At 57.9% G+C, this 19,321-nt stretch carries 22 protein-coding genes and 1 pseudogene; 14 read left to right on the top strand and 9 right to left on the bottom strand.

The features are described from left to right. The first annotated feature begins 190 nt into the window (after nucleotides 1-190). Complete coding sequence (locus tag ACLIBF_RS15770) at nucleotides 191-565, top strand: trehalose-6-phosphate synthase (protein WP_082097591.1); 375 nt, start codon at nucleotides 191-193, stop codon at nucleotides 563-565. 404 nt (nucleotides 566-969) lie between these two features. Here ACLIBF_RS15770 and ACLIBF_RS15765 read toward each other — a convergent pair whose 3' ends face one another. Beyond that, entirely contained in the window at nucleotides 970-1,206 is a 237-nt protein-coding gene (locus ACLIBF_RS15765) for a DUF2171 domain-containing protein (RefSeq protein WP_031377302.1), read from the bottom strand. 260 nt (nucleotides 1,207-1,466) lie between these two features. Then, nucleotides 1,467-1,880: pseudogene (locus ACLIBF_RS15760) on the bottom strand (LysE family translocator); the annotation flags it as partial. Here ACLIBF_RS15760 and ACLIBF_RS15755 point away from each other — a divergent pair. Then, nucleotides 1,815-2,078, top strand: a complete 264-nt coding sequence (locus ACLIBF_RS15755; protein WP_152659095.1) for a hypothetical protein — start codon at nucleotides 1,815-1,817, stop codon at nucleotides 2,076-2,078. The pseudogene ACLIBF_RS15760 and the gene ACLIBF_RS15755 sit on opposite strands and share 66 nt — an antisense overlap. Before the next feature lie 128 nt (nucleotides 2,079-2,206). After that, on the top strand, nucleotides 2,207-2,803 hold the full coding sequence (locus ACLIBF_RS15750) for a DUF1349 domain-containing protein (protein WP_069727999.1): 597 nt from the start codon (nucleotides 2,207-2,209) through the stop codon (nucleotides 2,801-2,803). Here the strand turns inward: ACLIBF_RS15750 and ACLIBF_RS15745 are convergent. The 4 genes from ACLIBF_RS15745 to ACLIBF_RS15730 form a co-directional block, all read right to left on the bottom strand. Next, nucleotides 2,763-2,978 (bottom strand): nitroreductase family protein, encoded by a 216-nt coding sequence (locus ACLIBF_RS15745; protein ID WP_353933830.1) that lies wholly within the window; start codon nucleotides 2,976-2,978, stop codon nucleotides 2,763-2,765. The genes ACLIBF_RS15750 and ACLIBF_RS15745 overlap by 41 nt on opposite strands. 65 nt (nucleotides 2,979-3,043) lie before the next feature. Beyond that, on the bottom strand, nucleotides 3,044-3,775 hold the full coding sequence (locus ACLIBF_RS15740; RefSeq protein ID WP_069728000.1) for an NADPH-dependent F420 reductase: 732 nt from the start codon (nucleotides 3,773-3,775) through the stop codon (nucleotides 3,044-3,046). A 24-nt stretch (nucleotides 3,776-3,799) separates the two neighbouring features. Then, nucleotides 3,800-4,234, bottom strand: coding sequence for a MarR family winged helix-turn-helix transcriptional regulator (locus tag ACLIBF_RS15735; RefSeq protein ID WP_031377298.1), 435 nt, complete (start codon nucleotides 4,232-4,234; stop codon nucleotides 3,800-3,802). A 165-nt stretch (nucleotides 4,235-4,399) separates the two neighbouring features. Then, the gene (locus ACLIBF_RS15730) at nucleotides 4,400-4,726 is read right to left on the bottom strand and encodes a four-helix bundle copper-binding protein (protein WP_279809471.1); all 327 of its coding nucleotides are present in this window, start codon (nucleotides 4,724-4,726) and stop codon (nucleotides 4,400-4,402) included. Nucleotides 4,727-4,964: 238 nt separating this feature from the next. Here ACLIBF_RS15730 and ACLIBF_RS15725 point away from each other — a divergent pair, with 238 nt between their 5' ends. From ACLIBF_RS15725 to ACLIBF_RS15695, 7 genes are all read left to right on the top strand, one after another. After that, entirely contained in the window at nucleotides 4,965-5,999 is a 1,035-nt protein-coding gene (locus ACLIBF_RS15725) for a DUF481 domain-containing protein (protein WP_279809470.1), read from the top strand. Between the two features lie 103 nt (nucleotides 6,000-6,102). Continuing rightward, nucleotides 6,103-7,068, top strand: coding sequence for a magnesium and cobalt transport protein CorA (locus tag ACLIBF_RS15720; protein WP_031377295.1), 966 nt, complete (start codon nucleotides 6,103-6,105; stop codon nucleotides 7,066-7,068). A 387-nt stretch (nucleotides 7,069-7,455) separates the two neighbouring features. Then, nucleotides 7,456-8,820 carry a cytochrome ubiquinol oxidase subunit I gene (locus ACLIBF_RS15715; RefSeq protein WP_031377294.1) on the top strand — a complete coding sequence of 455 codons (1,365 nt, stop codon included), beginning with the start codon at nucleotides 7,456-7,458 and terminating at the stop codon, nucleotides 8,818-8,820. 9 nt (nucleotides 8,821-8,829) lie between these two features. After that, complete coding sequence (locus ACLIBF_RS15710; protein ID WP_046288467.1) at nucleotides 8,830-9,765, top strand: cytochrome d ubiquinol oxidase subunit II; 936 nt, start codon at nucleotides 8,830-8,832, stop codon at nucleotides 9,763-9,765. A 68-nt stretch (nucleotides 9,766-9,833) separates the two neighbouring features. Next, entirely contained in the window at nucleotides 9,834-10,343 is a 510-nt protein-coding gene (locus tag ACLIBF_RS15705; protein ID WP_031377291.1) for a hypothetical protein, read from the top strand. Between the two features lie 12 nt (nucleotides 10,344-10,355). Beyond that, on the top strand, nucleotides 10,356-10,805 hold the full coding sequence (locus ACLIBF_RS15700) for a DUF421 domain-containing protein (protein ID WP_046288466.1): 450 nt from the start codon (nucleotides 10,356-10,358) through the stop codon (nucleotides 10,803-10,805). Between the two features lie 235 nt (nucleotides 10,806-11,040). Then, entirely contained in the window at nucleotides 11,041-11,274 is a 234-nt protein-coding gene (locus tag ACLIBF_RS15695) for a hypothetical protein (RefSeq protein ID WP_031377290.1), read from the top strand. A 36-nt stretch (nucleotides 11,275-11,310) separates the two neighbouring features. Here the strand turns inward: ACLIBF_RS15695 and ACLIBF_RS15690 are convergent, their stop codons facing one another. Continuing rightward, nucleotides 11,311-12,207, bottom strand: a complete 897-nt coding sequence (locus ACLIBF_RS15690; RefSeq protein WP_279809469.1) for a lipid kinase — start codon at nucleotides 12,205-12,207, stop codon at nucleotides 11,311-11,313. Nucleotides 12,208-12,367: 160 nt separating this feature from the next. Between ACLIBF_RS15690 and ACLIBF_RS15685 the strand changes: the two genes are divergently transcribed. The 3 genes from ACLIBF_RS15685 to ACLIBF_RS15675 all read left to right on the top strand — a co-directional run bounded on the left by ACLIBF_RS15685 (nucleotide 12,368) and on the right by ACLIBF_RS15675 (nucleotide 13,542). Continuing rightward, nucleotides 12,368-12,640, top strand: a complete 273-nt coding sequence (locus ACLIBF_RS15685) for a cupin domain-containing protein (protein WP_031377288.1) — start codon at nucleotides 12,368-12,370, stop codon at nucleotides 12,638-12,640. Between the two features lie 18 nt (nucleotides 12,641-12,658). Next, a complete protein-coding gene (locus ACLIBF_RS15680) occupies nucleotides 12,659-13,084 on the top strand; it encodes a DUF4186 domain-containing protein (protein ID WP_031377287.1) in 426 nt (141 codons plus the stop codon). A gap of 140 nt (nucleotides 13,085-13,224) precedes the next feature. Further along, complete coding sequence (locus tag ACLIBF_RS15675) at nucleotides 13,225-13,542, top strand: hypothetical protein (protein WP_031377286.1); 318 nt, start codon at nucleotides 13,225-13,227, stop codon at nucleotides 13,540-13,542. Nucleotides 13,543-13,612: 70 nt separating this feature from the next. Here ACLIBF_RS15675 and ACLIBF_RS15670 read toward each other — a convergent pair whose 3' ends face one another. Continuing rightward, a complete protein-coding gene (locus ACLIBF_RS15670) occupies nucleotides 13,613-14,842 on the bottom strand; it encodes an AI-2E family transporter (RefSeq protein ID WP_031377285.1) in 1,230 nt (409 codons plus the stop codon). Between the two features lie 353 nt (nucleotides 14,843-15,195). On the opposite strand from ACLIBF_RS15670, the gene ACLIBF_RS15665 reads away from it, so the two are divergent. After that, nucleotides 15,196-15,522, top strand: coding sequence for a hypothetical protein (locus ACLIBF_RS15665; protein WP_069728005.1), 327 nt, complete (start codon nucleotides 15,196-15,198; stop codon nucleotides 15,520-15,522). 22 nt (nucleotides 15,523-15,544) lie between these two features. Here the strand turns inward: ACLIBF_RS15665 and ACLIBF_RS15660 are convergent, their stop codons facing one another. Then, the gene (locus ACLIBF_RS15660) at nucleotides 15,545-19,315 is read right to left on the bottom strand and encodes an FAD-dependent oxidoreductase (RefSeq protein ID WP_448310076.1); all 3,771 of its coding nucleotides are present in this window, start codon (nucleotides 19,313-19,315) and stop codon (nucleotides 15,545-15,547) included. Between the last annotated feature and the right edge of the window lie 6 nt (nucleotides 19,316-19,321).

Below are 19,321 nucleotides of genomic sequence, written 5' to 3'. Positions count from 1 at the left end.
CGCTGCACAACCTGGCCGACGTGGCCGGCTCCCCGGTTTATCACTTTCCCGCCTGATCATTTCCACGATCGACTGCACCCTATTTACTGCATTTTTATATTCCGCTTCGCACTCTTTACGCCTTTTTTATCTGCCATCCGGTTAACTGTCTGCTCAGTAACCTTCACGATTCAGTCACGCTGAAGACCGGCTGAGATCGGAGAAGGCGAGGGGGGATACCGTTTTTACGGTCGCCCTGTCAGCATTCAAATGCAGCGCCCGGATCAGCGGGCAATCGATACTCTCTCGCTTTGCCGGCGCGGCTGAACAGATGAAGGGGGCGATTATTGTTAATCCGTATGATTCTGATGAGATTGCGGCGGCTATTCATACCGCGCTGCGCCTGCCTTTATCCGTCAGGCAGGCGTATCACCAGCAGCTGATAAAGGAACTGCATATTCATGACAGCCACTGGTGGTCAGCGCGCTTCCTGAGCCAGCTGAGCGGGGCACCAGGTGATACCGGAGCGATGCCGGCAGCGGGTCTGATAGATTCCGCCGGGTTTGGTAACCGGCCGCGCTACTGACAGCCCGGCATGGGTGTCTGGCGGACAGAACGGGCGTGACAGGACCCGCTAGCCGTTAAACCTGACGGTACATTCAGCGGCATTCAGAATGCTGGACGCAATGAAGATATCCTGCTTTCCGCTTTGGTTGGTACAGGGATATTTTTCCGCAGGAATGACTGCTCTGAATGATGGTTTGTTGCGGTGCAGGTTTGATAAAAAATTAGACAGCATGGCTGTTTATTACTGAACACTTTCCATTAGCAAAAAATGGTTGAGTAAACTGTGTTTTATCCTGGCTAAATACCGTGAATCATGCTGGGTTTTCTAGAGGGTGGGATTATTTATCAAACTGGAACGTGAGCGACAATAAGCAGCAAGTTAACGGATAAAACAGAGCCGTGGCGTGCGCCACGGCCAGAAAATTATGCAGTCTGCCACTCGCTTTCAACATCTGCCTTCGCTTTAGAGAGAATGACTTTATTATCATCCACCTCTTTTACCCAGCTAAAGGGAATAATATGGTGTTGCCCGCCCGCTTCAGGATCGCTTTTTGCCAGCTTGATTTTATCGTCACCTTCAAAATGATCAACAACCCCTACGTGTTCACCATTAACATCAACGACCTGAGCGTGGTCTAAAATTTGTGATTTATCTACCATGGAAATTTCCTCCTTATTCATTTGTGAGGTCATTGCCTCAGACCGATTAATCCTGGTTGCTGAAGCTGAATTACGCCAGCATATTAACAAAATGAAATATTTTACGGGCTGCCGGAGAAAATAACGGCTTCGTCAGTTAGCTGAATAAATCAGTTAATTATGGTCCTGATCGGCGTAGCGCCAGAATATCGGTCGCTGCCCTTGCTGACTGCCGTGCCTCCCGGACTCACAGTTCGCTGAAAAGCAGGCCCGGTCAGCGTTCAGACGGATTTTGCGACTATGCTGATGGCCGCCAGCAACATAATGCTACCCGCCGAGCGGAACAATATGCGCTGGGCGCGGGGGCGGGTTAAAAAGTGCCGAATCCGCAGCGCAGCCAGAATAAAAATCGCGCCCACCAGCAGCAGGACCAGAATAGTCAACGGCACCAGCATCATGGCCCAGGTTTGCAGTGAAACCCTATCCACGGAGATCACCAGCGGCAAAATAGCCAGATAAAAGGCAATGGTTTTGGGATTACCCAGCGTAATAGTCAGGCCTGAAAGCCATGCCGAAATCAGCGCTTTTCGACTCGCCCGCTGGCCAATATTGATGGCATGCGGAACATAATGCCAGAACTGCCAGGCGAGAATGCAAAGATAGAGCGCCGCCGCCCGGTTAAGTTGAGTGAAAATAACCTGTGGGCAGTGAACGACTTATTTAATCCGTTGTGGGGTGCGGCCTCGTTTACCGTAGTTATGACTTATGACGGTATGGTTTTTATTAAAGTCTGGATGTCTTGTTATCCAAAAATAGCGTTAATAAACCGATTATATTGCCGGGCGCGCCGCCTGTTTCCCGGCCTGAATAGCTGTGTATCGGCACGGGTTTAAATTATTGCCAGAAGGCGTTTCGCTATTAAATACGCTGCCTGTCGTCGCCGCATCTCCAGTAAGCGCGCTATGCTGGTCAAATCAGGCCGCACCCGACGGCAACAAGTGCAACGTCTACAGGAGAAGGTATGTCAGCGATCGATTCAATTTCCACCGACGGCGGCGTCTGGATCAATCCGCCGCCGGTACATCATCTTGAGCAGGGTGAATTACGCTTTGAGACGGCGTTTAACAGCGATTTCTGGCAGCGCACCTGGTACGGTTTTGCCCGGCACAGCGGACACGCTTATGGATTCTGGATCGATGAGGACTTTACGGTACAGGTGCAGGTCAGGGCGGATTTCAGCCAGCTGTACGATCAGGCCGGGCTGTTTATTCAGGATGATGAGACGCACTGGGTTAAGGCGGGCATTGAATTTAATGATGACCAGCCGGCGTTAGGCTGCGTGGTTACGCGCGAGAAATCAGACTGGTCAACCGGCCTGTTTCCCGGCGATCCGCGCAGCTTCTGGCTGCGGGCTACGCTGGTTAATGAGGCGCTGCGCATTCAGTACTCAACCGACGGCGAGCAGTGGCCGCTGTTACGCCTCTGTCCGTGGCCCGGCCGTGGGCGGCGCTTTGTCGGGGTGATGGGCTGCTCACCCGAACGTGCCGGGCTGGCGATTCGCATCGCACACTTCACGCTCAGCCCGCCACTCGGCAAAGAGCTGCACGATTTGTCCTGAACATCTGCCATAAACGGCGCCTGGCCGTGAAAGGTGATCGATTGGCTGAGATCACCTGCCACCGCTGAGTATTGCTGTCCGACGGCGCGCGCCGGGCCTGTTCCGGCACCGATCGCAGCGTCTGCTGAGGCACCGGCGCTGGCAGGGATCGACGGTAACAGCGACCTTGCCGCACCGTCTGCCTGAAACTCAGCTCACCGGCGTCGGACGGTGTGCAGGAGTCTGCTTCTTAGCACTTTTTCAGGCGGTGACGGCACGGTTGCGCGCCACGATCGCCGCATGCGTCAGCTCTCCGGCTGACATGAACTCGTTGATCAGCGCATCGCGGTTGTGCGGTGCGCGGTCGCGGTCGGCCGCCTGTAGCGCGCTAATCAGCGCGGGCTGGGACAGTTCAGTGCAGTAGGCGGGCGTACCCGGCTGCTGACGCCATGAGTCGCTCAGCGAACCCGCGTCAACCGCATCAAAACCGGTCACGTCGACCAGCGTCATTGCCACGGCTTTCGCCTGCGCATCGTCACCGGCAACCGGTATCGCCAGGCGATCGGGCTGACCCGCCGGCTGGCCTTTTTCGGCCAGCGTCGCCGCCAGTACCGCATTCCACGCTTTAATCACCGGACGGTGCAGCTGTTCGCTGGCCCACTGGCTTTCTGTCTGCCCCTGCTGCAGTGCCGCAATATCGCCGTCGCGGAACGGATAGTAGTTGCTGGTATCAATGATGATGGCGTCCGCAGGTGCAGCGTTTAACAGGCTGGCCAGCGCCGGGTGCTTATCGAAAGGTATCGCCAGGATGATCACTTCGGCGTCCTGAACGGCGTCTTCGCGGGTTACCGCCGTGGCACCCACTTCTCTGGCCAGCGTCTGAATCGAGTCAGGACCACGTGAATTTGCCAGTCGGATGGTGTGACCGGCGGCGGCCAGTTTGCGTGCCAGGGTTGCGCCGATATTGCCTGCGCCAATGATGCTGATATTCATCTGTTACCTCTTTGTCGATGGGCGTTATTGTTGCGCCGGATGGGCGAAGTCGAGCAGGGTGTCGCGTAGCGCGGCCAGCTCCTGATCCGACAGGTTGCAGGCGGATTTAATGCTGTCGGTAATCGTCCACAAGGTTTGCTGCAGGGCGGCACCCTGCGCGGTCAGGGTGATCAACACCCGTCGTTCATCATTACGGTCGCGGGTGCGGACAATCCGTCCGGCCGCTTCCAGCCGCTTGAGAACCGGCGTAATGGTGCCGGTATCCATGCCCAGCCGGTTCCCCAGATCGCCGACGCTGCGTGGCGTCTCGCTGAACAGCTCCAGCATTACCAGATATTGCGGGAAGGTCAGGCCCAGCGGATCCAGAAAAGGTTTGTGCATCCGGTTCATCCGGCTGGCGGCGCCATACAGGGCGAACGACAGTTGTTTGCCGATGTCGGCACGTGACTCGCAACTCATGATTTACCTTGTGTTTGATTATCTAGTGCAACAGATAAAAGTGTAGGACAAGCGACGCCGCGATTAAAGCGCTGTCAGCAGGTAATTTGTGCGGTTTCGCCTTTGCGGGAACGGGCAGGGATTTTCGCCCCCGGCTGGCGGGCTCCGGGGGCGATGTCGGGGCTGTCAGGCGGCCATGCGGCGGCACGCTTCAGCACAGTGATGACAGGCCTTAGCGCACTGCTGGCAGTGGTCGTGCTGGTGCTGACCGCACTCGTCGCCGCACTGCTGACACAGGTCGGCGCACAACTGGCAAAGCGGGCGGGCTGATTCGCTCTGCAGCGTCATAAACTGCGCTGCCAGCCGACAGAGACTGGCACACTGCATGTCCAGCCGGATACAGTTGCGCATCATCTCAAGGTTCTCTTCCTGCAGGCAGGATGCCGCACAGTGATCGCAGGCTGCGGCACACAGATAACAGGCCTCAATGCACTTTTTAAATTCGTCGTTCATGTTGCCTCCTTATGTGGGTTTGCCTGTTTAAGCCTGGAAAAGAACGCTGATTATGCAAACAGCGAATAAGTTAATCATCTTTTCCGCACTTCGCTTATTCCAGCGCGCGGGCAGCATTCTGAGCCGGTGTGCGCTGACCGGCATTGCATATCTGCCCGTTATAGTCTTAATTATTAAGCCTCAATCAGCGGTGCCTTATTGCCCGTGGAAGACGACCGACGCCTTAACAGGGAACGCTATGCATCGCACCATCGGCCCGATACGACACCTGATCAGTCCGCTACTGACGGTGGGCCTCGCTCTCGGATGGGCAGACCAGGCCGCTGCTGATACCGTCTGGCTGAACAATGGCGACCGGCTGACCGGCACGGTGCGCTACCTGAGCGATGGCAAACTGGCGATAGAAACTGCCTATGCCGGAACGGTCACCCTCGACTGGAACGTGGTCAGTACCCTGGCGAGCGAAAATCCGGTCAATGTCGAAAACAAGAAAACCGGCGAGCGCTATCAGGTCCGGCTCTCCGCCTCCGATCCCGGCTATATCTGGGTGGAGCGCAATGAGCGTGAAGAGAAGATCTCGGTAAAGCGTATCGACGAGTTTATGAAAGCCAAAGTCCGCACCGATCAGCTGTCGTGGACCGGCAACATCGACGCCGGCATGAAGGTCAAAAAAGCCTCGACCAAAACCGACGATTACAATTTCTCCCTCAATACCAAACTGGCGCAGGGCAAATGGCGTCACGATATCGGCGCGACCTATAACCGCGAGCAGGAGAATGAAGACGTCAATACCGACAACTACAGCCTGCGTTACGCTTTTGATTACCTGTTCCGGGAGCAATTTTTCTGGCAAACCCGCGCTACCTACAAACGCGACTGGGTCGAAGATCTGTCGCGTCAGGCGCTGATAGGCACCGGACCGGGCTACCAGCTGTGGGATACCGAACTCAGTTCCTTCTCGGTATCGATACTGGGCGGGGCGTTTGGTTATGGCTACAGCGACGGGCGGGAAGAGAAACACTTTGGTGCCTCGGTACGCTGGAGCTATCAGCGTTATCTGTTAGGCAAATCGGTCACGCTCTACAGCAACGGTGACGTTGGCCATTCGCTGGATGACGATGGCGTCTTTACCCTGGATGCCGAAGTCGGCCTGCGTTACACCCTGACCTCGTGGTCAACCCTGCATCTCGGCTATCACCGCAACCTGGTGGACGGCACGCCGGATACCCTCAACGAAGGGACTTTCTCAACCGGCCTGGGCGTGAAGTGGTAAGGCATCGGGCAGGGGAGATTGCAGCAAAGTTTTACCGTTTTTCTTACGATCCCGGCACGGCTTTGACTAAGCTGCTGATACCGACAAAGGGAGAGTGCAGAAGATGATCGTAAGCAGCAGGGTCTATCGTCCGGGATGTGCGGGCGAAGAGGTGGATGTCGAGAAAATCAGTGAGGTGATTAAGCAGCCGGATGCGTTTATCTGGCTTGGCCTGTGGCAGCCCGATCCGGCGTTCATGGAGAAAATCAAAGAGGAGTTCGGGCTGCACGAACTGGCAGTCGAGGATGCTCTCTATGCCCATCAGCGGCCCAAGATTGAGCATTACGGCGAATCGCTGTTTATTGTGGTTAAGACGGTGCGGGCAAAAGATGACAGCTGCGAACTCGGCGAAACCCATTTCTTTGTCGGGAAAAATTTCCTGATCAGCATCCGTCACGGCGCGTCAGAAAGCTATTCACCGGTGCGTGAGCGGGCAGCAGAAAACCCGGCGCTGCTTAAGCTCGGACCGGGTTATCCGCTCTATTGCCTGCTCGACTTTATTGTCGATCGCTATGCGGAACTCTCGACCTCACTGAATGAACGGGTCGGCCAGATGGAGAACGATCTGTTCAAAAGCGAATTTGATCGTCAGTCGGTGCAGGCGGTCTACACTCTGCGCCGTCATCTGCTGACGCTGCGCAATGCCGCGCTGCCGCTGGAGGAGATCTGTAATCAGCTGATTCACCTGCATGAAGATCTGATCCCGCGCCCGCTGCGGGCCTATATCCGTGACGTGCAGGATCACGCCCGTCATGTGGTGACCGACGCCGAGGATATGCGCGAGATGCTGACCAGCGCCATGCAGGTCAATCTGGCGCTGGTGACGGTACAGCAGAATGAGGTGGTGAAAAAGCTGGCGGGCTGGGGGGCGATACTGGTGATCCCGACCGTGATATTCAGCATGTACGGCATGAACTTCGAACATATGCCCGAGCTTAAGTCGCTGTATGGCTATCCGCTGGCGGTCGGCATAACCCTGCTGGCCTGCGGCGGACTGTGGGCGAAATTACGCCGTTCAGGCTGGCTGTAACGTTGCGGACAATTACCCGGTAGTTTATTTACGCGCTGCGCTTATCCTTATTTAAGCGCAGCGACAACCACGGCGAATAATAACTATTTTTTCAGTAAGGCCAGATTATTCTGCAGTGGAAATAAGCCTGGCCTGGTCCTGTTTCTATATCCGGCGCACGGCTTAACTGGCCGCTTTTTTATTTGTTCGCTACGCTGATAATACAATCGTATAACACCGCCGCCCTGGCGAAATAGAGTTTGCACTGCTGATTTGCAGCGCTGATATGCGGCGACGCATTTACATCCGGAGAAATTCAGATGACAGAACGGATTAACCCTCCGCGCTTATTAACGTCTGACGCTCATCCACCGCGTCCTGTGCGGGGCGCTAAGGGTAAGCCCGATCGTGACTGACGCCGACTGGGTTTTAATCATAGCCCGGACGCAGTTCGCGCTAACCATGGGCATGCACATTACCCTCGCGGCGCTGACGCTGGGGCTGGCCCCTTTTCTGGTGTGGTTTGAAGCGCGCTGGCTGTGGGGCAAACAGCAGGCCGCCCGCGATGCGCTGCACTTCTGGCTGACAATCTTTTCCCTGACGGTGGCAATCGGCGCGGTCTCTGGCGTGGTGATGGAGTTTCAGTTCGGCACTCACTGGGCGCGCTTTTCACATCAGGTCGGCGGCGTTATCGGGCCGTTGATGTTTTATGAGGTGCTGATCGCCTTTTTTCTCGAATCGGCGCTGACCGGCGTAATGCTGTTTGGCTTCAATAAAATTCGTCCGGCGGTGCATTTCGCGGTGACCTGTCTGGTGGCGGCCGGGGCGTTTCTTAGCGCCTTCTGGATTCTGGCCGCTAATTCGTGGATGCATACGCCGGTCGGTTTCAGCCGTGATGAGAACGGCGTGTTTCTGGCCGAAAGCTGGCGATCGATCTTACTATCCCCCTCCTTTCCGTGGCGCTTCAGCCATATGGTGATGGCATCACTGATTGCCGTGGCGGTGCTGGTGATGGGCGTGGCGGCCTGGCGGCTGCGCCATTTTAAAGCTGAGGCTGCTTCACGCCTGATGCTCAACAGTGCGCTGACCTTTCTGCTGTTTGCCGTGCCGCTGCAGATCGTTCTGGGCGATCTGCACGGTGAAAATACCCGCGACTATCAGCCAGCCAAACTGGCGGCCATCGAAGGCGGCTGGCATCCGCCGGCACCCGGCGAGGGCGAACCGCTGCGGCTGTTTGCGCTGCCGGATCAGCAGGCGCAGCGCAACCATCTGGAGATCAGCCTGCCCAATCTCGGCTCGCTCTATCTGCGGCACAATCTTACCGGCCACATCAAAAGTCTCAGCGAATTTCCCGCCGATGCGATCCCGCCGGTGCTGCCGGTCTTTTTCGCCTTTCGCCTGATGGTGGGCTTAGGCGGGGTGATCCTGCTGACCACGCTGGTGGCCAATGTGCAGCGCTGGCGCGGGCGATTACCGGTCTCAGCGCGCTTGCTGCGCTGGCTGACCTGGCTCTCGCCAGCCGGCTTTGTCGCGCTGCTGTCAGGCTGGGTCGTAACCGAAGTCGGGCGTCAGCCGTGGACGGTCTATGGCATGGTGCGCACCGCACAGAGCGTGTCGCCGCTGGCGCTCAGCACCACGCTCGGTATTTTCCTCGCGGTACTGCTGATCTACGGGCTGGTGTTCGCCCTCGGCTTACACTATCTGCTGCGCCGGATTAAGGGTGAACTGCCGTCGGGAAAACCGGTGGTTATTCAGCTGAAAACGCCCAATTAGGAGTCCGCCATGGCCGATCTTTCTGCGCTGATCATCTGTCTTTCGCTGCTGCTCTATCTGCTGCTGGATGGCACCGACCTCGGCGTGGGGATGCTGTTTTTCTGGTTTCACGACGACCAGCAGCGTGAACTGATGACCCACAGCATTTTGCCGGTGTGGGATGCCAATGAAACCTGGCTGGTGCTGGCCGCGGGCGGCTTGCTGGCGCTGTTTCCGCCGGTCTACAGCCTGCTGCTCAGCGAGCTGAGCGCGCCGCTGTTCGCCATGTTACTGGCGCTGGTGGTGCGGGCGATGGCGCTGGAGTATCGCGCCCAGAGCAGCACCCGCTTACGTCACTGGCTGGACCGCATTATGGCCAGCAGTTCGGCGCTGGCGACCTTTATTCAGGGCTGGTGCGCCGGAATGATCATCAGCGCCCAGCCGCACACCGGCCTGCCCGATGGACTGAGCATGGTTCCGCTGATCAGCGGCGTGGGCTTAATGGCGATCAATTCGCTGCTGGCCTGCTGCTGGATCGGCTGGCGGATTGGCGACAAGGTGCAGCCGCTGGCCGAAGCACAGAGCTGGCTGTGGTGGCTGCTGGCGCTGCTGGTGTTTCTGATCGAACTCTATCTTAACGCCGACCTCTGGCAGCAAAGCTGGCAGCGCCCGCTGGGGAAAGTGGCCGGTGCGGCGATCGTCATCCTGTGGATCGCCTTGCCGCTGGCGCTGTGGCGCGCCCGGCCGCTGGTGCAGCTTCTGGTGACGCTGATGCTGATCGGCGCAGTGTTTATCGGCCTGCTGTGTGGTCTTTATCCGTGGTTAGTGCCGCACCAATTTACCCTCAGTGAGAGCGCGTCATCACCGGTCACCCAGGGGTTTGTGCTGGTGGGCGCGGCCATCGCCATGCCGCTGACGCTGCTTTATCACAGCTGGTCGTTCTGGATTGAACGACGCGGTAAATAAACCGACGCCCGCTATGCTTTAGACAGGATGCAGTTTGGCGGGTGGTACTGACAGGAGGCGAGGCAACGGTGAAAAAAGAGCAAATCAGCAGTCGGGATTACCCGATAAAAGAAGATGTCCGCTGGATACGCCGTGAATGGCTGATTCAGCGCGTCGGCGAGTATCTCCTGATCCTGCTGGTGATTCTCGGCGCGTGCGGGCTGTTTTCAAAAGGGGTGCTGAGTAACGGCAGCGCCGTGTCGCCGGATGGCGCGATTCGGGTGGAGTATGAACGTTTTGGCCGGGTCCAGAGCAATATGGACATGACGATCCGCATCAAATCACCGACGGCGGAGCGGTTCAGCGTCACCCTCGGCCACGGGGCGCTGGATAATCTGCAAATTCAGACGCTGCAGCCGCAGCCGCTGGAGGCGATTACCCTCGGCAGCGATCTGCGGCTGACCTTCTCGTCGCGCGATACCGGCCCGGATCACGCCATCTGGCTCGGCCTGCAGCCACGCAGTCCAGGCCGCATTGCCGTCAGCGTCAGCAGCGGCGAGCATCCGCCGGCCCGTTTTACCCAATGGATTTATCCCTGACAGGAGCGCTTTATGGAAACGGTACTACGTGCGGCGGGTATCTATCTGGTGCTGATGGTGGTGATCAAAATCGCCGGCAGACGCACGCTGTTGCAGATGACCTCGTTTGATTTAATCCTGCTGCTGATCATCAGTGAAGCGACCCAGCAGGCGCTGCTGGGCGACGACTTTTCGGTTACCGGTGCCGCCCTGACCATCATTACGCTGGTGACCATCGATATCGTGCTGGGAAAACTGAAAAACCGTTTCCCGGTGGTCGAGCAGGCGATTGATGGCGGTCCGGTGATCCTGGTTGAGAATGGCAATTTACTGACTGAACGGATGAAAATGACCGGCATCAGCCCTGATGATGTGCTGGAAGCGGCGCGATCGAGTCAGGGACTGGAACGGTTTGACCAGATTAAATATGCGGTGCTGGAGGTAAACGGCCACATTTCAATTATTCCGCTGCCGCAAAAATAATTGGCAGCGCGCTGTCAGGCCCTGCAGGCGTTGCGGTCCGGTGTCTGCAGGTGATTTTTCCTGTTCGGTCAGCGCGTTAGCGTATACCTGCCCGGCGAGCATCACGCTTCGCTTATTCTGCCGTTCCCCTTGTGATTTTGCGGATTTAGTTCAGACTCAGCTCTCCACTCACGTTTTTATAACCAGAGCTGGCCTGACTCCCAATCAGCGTTATGCTTTCACGGTCAGGTTCAAAGTGAATAAATTTAACAGTTTTACCTTCTATCCGGTCACCGGCTGGCACATCGGGCCGCTTACCGGTCATCAGGCGCTGGTGCTGCAGTTTGGTTACCACGATCCCAAAGCCCCGTTCACCAAACGCCAGCAGGAGTCTCTCTATTTCGGCATGACCCTGGAGATGGCGAAAAAGCTGGTGGTTAATCTGTCAGAACACATTGATTATGCTGAGCAACACGCAACAGAGTCCTGATTCGGACGGTGGCTGCAGGCGATTAAGTGTGACTCCCTATTTCCCCGCTCCAGCGGATGGCGCATAAACCCGCAGTGCCTGCGCAATCAGGCGAAAATGCGCTGGCGTCTGCCCGATAATCTCGCCGTCCGCATTGATGTAATGAGGACGACGCGTCTCGATGATCAATTCAGTGGTGCTGAACGCCCGCACGTTACGCCAGCGCCCGTGGGTGCCGCGTCGCAGCGCAGGCAGCAGGGCGATCAGCTGCCAGCTTCGCTGCAACTCCAGACTGTAAACATCCAGCAGGCCGTCATCCGGAGTCGCGCGCTGTTCCACCGTCATACCACCGCCATAAAACCGGCCATTGCCGACCGAAACCTGCACGGTTTTGACTGGCGTCCGCTCACCCTGATGGATCAGCGTGGCGCTGAACGGGCGACTCTGGCGTAACAGCCGCAGGGCGGCCAGCGCATAGCCGCCGATACCCCAGCGTTTTTTCGATTCCGCCGTCAGATTCCGTGCCAGTTCCGCTGAAAAGCCGATGCTGCAGACGTTGAGGAACAGGTGCTGATTCACTTTGCCGAGATCGACCGGGCGCAGGTTACCGTCAGCAATAACCTTCACCGCCTGCTCCAGACTGGCACCGATGCCCAGGGTGCGGGCAAAATCGTTGGCGGTACCGAGCGGTAAAATACCGAGCGGCAGACCGGTCTGCATCAGGCCGGGCGCGGCAGCATTGAGCGTACCGTCGCCGCCTCCGACGATGACCGCATCAACGCGATCGGCGTAAGCGTTAATCAGCTCAGGGTAGCTGCGCGCATTCTCGTCGGGCGGCTGCAGCAGGGCGATGCCGCTATCGGTAAGCAGCGTTCTCGCCCGGCTGGCGTCGGTCCGCCCTTTACGCGAGCGCTGATTGATCAGTAGCAGGGCGGTATTAAGCGGTGCAGGCATACCTGTGGTCTCTCCTGGTGGTGACGGAGCGGCAAGTACAGCACTGGCACCACCGGCTCACAACCGGCCTTGCGCTACTTTACGCAGCGCGACAGGCATACCGACAGATAATAAAGATCGTCTACACTGCTAATGTTCAGGTCCACACGCAGGAGGAACAATGACGGAACACGAATTCAGAACGTTGTTAGCCGAACAGGGTTTTGATGAACCGGTACTGGTCGAGCGCGCAGCCGCCACCCAGCTCGATAATCATGTCCATCCCTTTGAGGCGCTGGCCCTGATTCTCAGTGGCGACATCACCATCAGCACCGAGCAGAGTGACATCACCTATCACCCCGGAGAGACGTTCCATCTTCAATCCAACGAACTGCACCGTGAGGCGTTTGGCCCGCAGGGCGTGCGTTATCTGGCGGGGCGCAAATACGATTAAGGCCCGATCTGAGACTTTATGACCTCTTCTGACGATCTTTTTACCCGTCTGGCACAGTCGCCGTTTCGCCAGCGTTTCCGGCTGGGACGGGCAGAATATGACTACGCCAGCAGCAAAGGCGAAGCGGTACTGCGCCAGCATGCGGCGGAGTTTATTGCCCAGCGGCTGGCCCCGGCCCGGCCGGCCAATGACGGCAAACAGACGCCGATGCGCGGGCATCCGGTGTTTATCGCCCAGCATGCGACCGCCATCTGTTGCCGCGGCTGCCTGAGTAAATGGCACCACATTGCGCCGGACCAGCCGCTGAACGCCGGGCAGCAGGCGTATCTGGTGGCGGTGTTGTTGCAGTGGATTGACCAGCAGATGCAGCGACCGGCACCGCCTGCCCGGCCGCAAAAAGCGAAGGCAAAACCGGATGACGATCCGCAGCTGGCGTTATGGTGAGGGCGTGAATATCGGGCGGATAGCGATTTTTCTGGCGCAAACTGGCCCTTTTTCATTCCTGGTTTATTCTTAAATCTTTCCTGGCCGCGCTATGCCAGGATTAAAACCTGACACGGCAACTATTCAATACAGAGGGAATTATGAAGAAAACAATTATTGCACTGTCTGCTATTTTACTGGCTTCGCCAGTCTTTGCCGCGACCACCACAGACAACACCGTTGCAGAAGCGCATAAAGGCGCGGATACCGCAAAAGAAAAACTGCATCAGACGCAGCATCAGGGCGAAGAGTTAAAGCTCAAGTCTCAGCATGCGGCTGAAGGCAAAAGCGATGCCACCAGCAGCAAAGTGACTGAAGGCGCGCAGAAAGGCTGGAACAAGACCAAAGAAGGCACCGAGAAAGGCTGGGATAAAACCAAGCAGGGTGCTGAAGATTTGAAAAACAAAGCGACTAACTAAGCCGCCTGTTGCCAGATTAAACAGTCTGTCAGATTAAAAAAGAAACCCACCGTCAGGTGGGTTTCTTTATTTACTTTTTGCTGGCGCTGGCCGTTTTCTCCGCCTCGGCGGCGGCTAATGCCGAGACTTTGATTTCGGCTTCAGCTGCCGCATCCGCAGCCGCAGCGGCGGCTTCAGCCGCGGCTTCGGCTGCGGTGTCTGACTGTTTCTTGCCTTCCTCGATCACCTCTTCATCAATCTCTTCGATGTTTTCGCGGTTATCGCGGCCTGACAGCAGATTCCAGCAGGCGATAAACAGCGCGGCAATCACCGGACCGATCACAAAGCCATTAATGCCGTAGATTTCCATACCGCCCAGCGTGGCGATCAGGATCAGGTAGTCAGGCATTTTGGTATCTTTGCCGACCAGCAGCGGACGCAGAATATTATCCACCAGGCCCACAATCACCACAAAGAAGCCCACCAGGAACAGACCTTTCCACAGCGCGCCGGTGGCAAAGAAGAATACCGCTGCCGGCACCCAGATGATGGCGGAACCGACCGCCGGTATCAGTGACAGGAACGCCATCAGCGCACCCCACAGCAGGCTGCCGTCAATGCCGGTAAACCAGAACGCCAGACCGCCGAGTATCCCCTGAACCACCCCGACCACCACGGTGCCTTTCACCGTGGCACGCGCGACCGCAGCAAATTTCACCAGCAGGTGATGCTTAACGTAGGTCGACAGCGGCAACGCTTCCAGGATCAGATGCACCAGGTAAGAGCCATCTTTCAGCAGGAAAAACAGCAGATAGAGCATCACGCCAAAGCCCACGGTAAAGCTAAAGGTGCCTTTACCGATGATGAAGGCGCTGCCTGCTACGTACTGGCCTCCCTTCAGGGCGAATGAGGAGAGTTTCTCCTGAATCTGCGTGGCGTTATCCAGATTATTTTCGGCGAGGAAATGTTTCGCCCAGCGCGGCAAATGCTGCAACAGGTCAGCAAACACCACCGGGAACTGCGCCGAGTTTGTCTGGAGCTTGTGGTAAACCGCGTTAGTTTCGACCACCAGCGAGGAGGCGATTATCGCCAGCGGCGTGAAGACGATCAGGCAGATACAGAGCAGGGTCAGCAACGCCGCCAGACCATTGCGCTCGCCCATTCGGGTCCGCAGGTAGGTTTTTAGCGGATGGAAAATCACCGCCAGAATCGCCGCCCATAAAATCGGCGAAAAATAGGGTGACAGCACCTCAAAAAAGGCGAGGGTAGCAATCGCCAGAATCAGAATGAAAAAACCGATGTTCAATCCTTTAAAACGCATGGAAAAACCTCATGGTAAACGTCCCCTGATAATCCTGATTGCCGCGTGTGCTGCGCGTAGCCTCGTTCAGACGAGCGCTATCGGGCAGCTTTCGCGTCAGGATTTTACTCTGTTAAGGGTGCCAGCTACAGCACCATTCTGACTAACAAATTGAAAGATAAGGCGCAAATACTTAACCCGCCGATGCCGCTCGCAGCCTGACCTGGGCTGCAGGCAGGGCCTGGCTTTGTTGCGGCGCGCTAAATCCTACCTTAGCGTAGCGGTTTCGCCCATTATTGGTAGCAAACAGATTCACGATCGCTGGCTGCGCTGCCGATATATCCCTGAGCGCAATGAAACGATGGCGGTGAATAATGAACAGAATAGTGATGTCAGGCGTGCTGGTGATGCTGTTAAGCGGCTGCGCCACCAAACAGTATCCGCAGGCGTCCGCGGTAACGCCTGAAGAGACGGCGGTGCTGGATTGCAGACTGCTGGATCAGGAGATCGTCAAAGCCCACAGCGTGCAGAGTGAGATTGATCAAACCGGCCGCTTCGATGCGCTGACCGTGATGGGCTTCATCGGGGATTTTGGTATCGGTAACGGCATTGCGAAGCTCAACGCCAGCCATAAGGCGGATTCGCGACTGCAGCAGTTGCAGTCGCTGAAAGCGGCGAAGTGCAGCCAGCGCGTGGCCTGAGCCGCTGGCTGCCTGACCGGGGTTAACCGCGCGTGCGCTGGCTGAGATGCTGCATCCTGACATTTTCAGCCGCGCGTTTACCGGCGAGAAAGGCGTGGTCAGAGTTGTAATACTCCCACTCGCTGTATCGGCCGGATAAGTGAATATCCTGCGTCAGCAGCCACTGCCGGATCAGCGCCACGTTACGGCTGCGTGCATGGTCATACACCACATAGGCGTAGGGCATATCAACCTGCGACGCGCACAGCAGCCGATCGTCATCGCGAATCATCCCGACCCGGATGCAGTCCTGACGGCAGCGCTCAATCAGCGCCTCACCCTCCAGCGGCAGCGGGTTAGCGGCATTGTAGGTGATCTCGCAGGTTAAGCCGAAACCGCCGGGCGGATTACAGTGCGGACTGGCATTGCCCTGCACGAAGATGCGATGAAACAGGGTATCGCCGGGATAGTAAATCCAGTGTTTATCCGTCAGCCCGGTGCGACCGATCCCCAGATTGACGCAGCGGACTGAGACAAACTGCAGCTGCGCCGCCGCCTGCTGCACCGTGTCCGGTACCTCATCACCCATCAGTTTAATCAGCTCCGGCAGCGGCATAGTGCTGATCAGCTGTTGATAGCGATAGTGGCGTCCGTCGGCCAGCAGCGCGACGTGCGCCTGCGGATGAAGCCGGATTAAGCGCGCCCCGGTCTCGAGCTGGCACTTCAGATGTGGCAGAAAACCGGACATCAATGCCTGGAAGCCGCCCCGCAGCGGATAGCCAAAGCGGGCATTCGGACCAACCGGTTTCGCCAGCGGCTGTAGCGCGCCATCAATAATCTGCGCCAGATCCGGTAACGGCACCCGTCCGCCCAGCCACGAGGTTTCCATATCGGTCAGCGGCACTTTCCACAGCTTCTGGTTGTAGGGCAGGGCGAAGTGTCGTGCGATGCCTTTGCCCCAGGTGCGCAGGATAAAGTGATGGAAATCTTCCTGATCCTGCACCTCGCCAACGCCGTTGCCCTCATCAGGCAGCGCACCGTCGGCGCAGCAGTCACGCCGCTGACGTGCCCGTTCCAGCGGTACGGCTACGGGCGCGCTTTCGCCATAACGTGCTTCAATCGCCCCCAGCACGCACTCCTTCACCACCTCAACCGGCAGACCATGCAGCGCAGACTGGAACGGATAGCGGGTAAAGACGCCGTCGGTATAGACCCAGGCTTCACGCGCCTGCCAGTGCAGGTTGTCGCCCAGCAGCATCTGATACAGCTGCAGGACGTAAGGGTCCTGCGAAAACATAATGTGGCCGGCGTAATCGAAGGTGAATCCCTGATCCTCAACCGACCGGCACCAGCCGCCAGGTGTGGCATTTTTTTCCAGCAGCACCGCGCCTTCACCGTAGTGATAACCGGCGCTCAGGCCGGTCGGCCCGGCACCGATAATCAGGCACTCCACCGCGGCACTCTCCAGCATCGCCGGGGTTAACGCGCTGACGTTAGCCTGCTGCGGTTCGGTCAGCGGCGGGCTGGCCGTGGTCAGTGTCTGTTTGCGGGTCAGCGCCTGCTGGATCAGCGCGTGTACCTGTTCCACCGTGCTGTCCCACGAGGTGGCAGCGACTTTTGCCTGCATGTTTCCCGCCAGCGCCAGCCGGTCGGCCGCGCTGAGGGCGATTGCCCGTTCACAGGCGGCGATAAACTGCTGATGATCACCGGCGACGGCGACCTCATCGGCATAGTGGCGGGCGACGTCGGTAATGGCGGTACTGACAATCGGCAGTTGCGCCGCCATATACTCCAGCACTTTGGTCGGCGAAATGTAGCGGGTCGAGGCGTTGAGCGCGAACGGCATCAGGCAGACATCCCAGCCCGCGAGGAACTGCGGCAGCGCCTGATAAGGCTGCTGGCCGAGCCAGTGAATATTGGCACGCTGCGGCAGGCTGGCCGGATCTATTTTCACCACCGGGCCGACCATAATAATCTGCCAGTCGGGATGACTGTCAGCCAGCGCGGCGATCAGCGGCAGATCGATGCGCTCATCCAGCACGCCATAGTAGCCAAGACGCCGGGCGGGAATCGAATCCTGCAACGGATGGCGGTTGCTGCGATCGCGCGCCTGCTCAAAATGGACGGCATCCACGCTGCTCGGGAAGCAGTACACCTGCGGATGTTTATCACGTTTGGCTTCATACAGGCTGGAGCCGCCGGTAAACACCAGATCGGCGCGGGTCATCAGCGCTGACTCGCGCTGCTGCAGCTGGCGCGGAGCATTGTGAAAGGCGGAAAGCTCATCCATGCAGTCGTAAATTACCAGCGCCGGATTAAACGGCGTCAGCAACGGCAGCGCCATCGGCGTATAAAACCACACCAGTGGTTGTTGATCTTCGTCCATCAGCGGAGCCAGCAGCAGTTGCAGCGGGGCGATCTGGCTGTCGTGAAACCCGGCAGCCTGAATATCGGTATGCGGCTGGATCACCGTAATATTGGCGGCCGGCTGACTCTGATGCAGTCCTGGCGGCCCGGCCTGCCAGACCGGCTCTTCGACAAACAGCACCCGATAGTGCTGCGCCAGGCGCGTCAGCAACTGCTGCGGACGCTGAAAAACAAAGCCCCAACGTAAATGGCTGAAAACAATGAGTACTGGTGGGTTGTTCATAGCGGACTCCTGACAATGCCGTTGTGATAGTTGGATGTGTTGCAAGGATTGCTGCGCCTGGCGCAAAGCGTCAGCGTAAGGGTGCTGTAACTGGCGGGCGTAAGGATCGGGTCCCAGCCAATCGAGATCCCACAGGCCGCTGCGGGTCCAGAAGGTGGGGTACTCCCATAAAGGACGATCAAGGATGGGATAGAGGCAGATGCCGAGCAGGTCGACGCCCGCCAGCAGCGCCTGCGCGACCTGGGCGCCAATCTGGCCGATCCAGGCACCGCGTCCGCTGCCGACGTGGCTGGTTTCCGCCAGCAGCAGCGGGCGCTGATAGCGCTGAGACACCTGCCGGAGCAGCTGATGTAACGGCGCTCGACGGGGATCGCCAAGGTGCCAATAGAGGCGCTGATTCGATCCCTGCTCCCACTGATTATCGTGGTAGTAATTCACGCCGATCAGGTCGAGATAACGTTCTGCACCTCCGAGTTCGGGATGCAGCCTGCCGCTCAGCATGTCCCACGCCTGATACTGGGTTTCACGCATCAGCGCGGCGGTCTGAACGCTGTCGGGATCGGCCGGATCGGGCACGATATGGATCAGCGGATCGCAATGCAGCAGACGCGCCCGCGGATCGGCCTGCCAGATCGCATCGCAGGCCGCCAGCGTGGCCCGCACCAGCTGCTGTTTAGCGGCATCGGCGCAATCCGGTTGTGGGCAACTGGCGCAGGCAAATACGCCAACCGAGATACCCCAGCTGAGAAAAGAGATTTCATTCATCGGCGAATAGACCGGTGCGCTGTGATACCAGGGAGCCAGAAAGCGCGCCAGCGCGCCGCAAAAGGCGGCGAAACGGCTGACAAAGTCGTGGTCAAACAGGCTCAGGTCGTCGGGCCAGCCGTAATGGCAGAAGGTCCAGCTTAGCTGGATGCCCTGTTGTTGGGCCGCCTGCATCCGGGCGGCGACGGTTGAAAAGTCATAGCGGCCATCCCGTTCGCACAGTCGCCAGCCGACGCTTTCGCGCACGGTTCGGATAGCGAACGGTGCCAGCGCGGCATAATCCTCTGCCGCACGCGCCTGATGCTGGTTCAGGTCGTTCATCGACAGCGCGACGCCCGCAGGATTGATGTGATCGGCACCTTCATAGCCGGCCTGCCAGAAACTGGTAAAGGGGGTCATGGCATC

Source organism: Pantoea sp. PGP6 (genome assembly GCF_053474785.1).
This window is presented reverse-complemented; position numbering and strand designations above follow the sequence as displayed.

Excerpts from the sequence above, each read along its gene's own strand:
- ACLIBF_RS15725 (WP_279809470.1), top strand. The coding sequence starts at position 4,965 with ATGCATCGCACCATCGGCCCGATACGACACCTGATCAGTCCGCTACTG.
- ACLIBF_RS15750 (WP_069727999.1), top strand. The coding sequence starts at position 2,207 with ATGTCAGCGATCGATTCAATTTCCACCGACGGCGGCGTCTGGATCAAT.
- ACLIBF_RS15670 (WP_031377285.1), bottom strand. The coding sequence starts at position 14,842 with ATGCGTTTTAAAGGATTGAACATCGGTTTTTTCATTCTGATTCTGGCG.
- ACLIBF_RS15730 (WP_279809471.1), bottom strand. The coding sequence starts at position 4,726 with ATGAACGACGAATTTAAAAAGTGCATTGAGGCCTGTTATCTGTGTGCC.
- ACLIBF_RS15765 (WP_031377302.1), bottom strand. The coding sequence starts at position 1,206 with ATGGTAGATAAATCACAAATTTTAGACCACGCTCAGGTCGTTGATGTT.
- ACLIBF_RS15675 (WP_031377286.1), top strand. The coding sequence starts at position 13,225 with ATGAAGAAAACAATTATTGCACTGTCTGCTATTTTACTGGCTTCGCCA.
- ACLIBF_RS15660 (WP_448310076.1), bottom strand. The coding sequence starts at position 19,315 with ATGACCCCCTTTACCAGTTTCTGGCAGGCCGGCTATGAAGGTGCCGAT.
- ACLIBF_RS15735 (WP_031377298.1), bottom strand. The coding sequence starts at position 4,234 with ATGAGTTGCGAGTCACGTGCCGACATCGGCAAACAACTGTCGTTCGCC.
- ACLIBF_RS15665 (WP_069728005.1), top strand. The coding sequence starts at position 15,196 with ATGAACAGAATAGTGATGTCAGGCGTGCTGGTGATGCTGTTAAGCGGC.
- ACLIBF_RS15680 (WP_031377287.1), top strand. The coding sequence starts at position 12,659 with ATGACCTCTTCTGACGATCTTTTTACCCGTCTGGCACAGTCGCCGTTT.
- ACLIBF_RS15710 (WP_046288467.1), top strand. The coding sequence starts at position 8,830 with ATGGCCGATCTTTCTGCGCTGATCATCTGTCTTTCGCTGCTGCTCTAT.
- ACLIBF_RS15720 (WP_031377295.1), top strand. The coding sequence starts at position 6,103 with ATGATCGTAAGCAGCAGGGTCTATCGTCCGGGATGTGCGGGCGAAGAG.
- ACLIBF_RS15690 (WP_279809469.1), bottom strand. The coding sequence starts at position 12,207 with ATGCCTGCACCGCTTAATACCGCCCTGCTACTGATCAATCAGCGCTCG.
- ACLIBF_RS15685 (WP_031377288.1), top strand. The coding sequence starts at position 12,368 with ATGACGGAACACGAATTCAGAACGTTGTTAGCCGAACAGGGTTTTGAT.
- ACLIBF_RS15700 (WP_046288466.1), top strand. The coding sequence starts at position 10,356 with ATGGAAACGGTACTACGTGCGGCGGGTATCTATCTGGTGCTGATGGTG.
- ACLIBF_RS15755 (WP_152659095.1), top strand. The coding sequence starts at position 1,815 with ATGCCAGAACTGCCAGGCGAGAATGCAAAGATAGAGCGCCGCCGCCCG.
- ACLIBF_RS15740 (WP_069728000.1), bottom strand. The coding sequence starts at position 3,775 with ATGAATATCAGCATCATTGGCGCAGGCAATATCGGCGCAACCCTGGCA.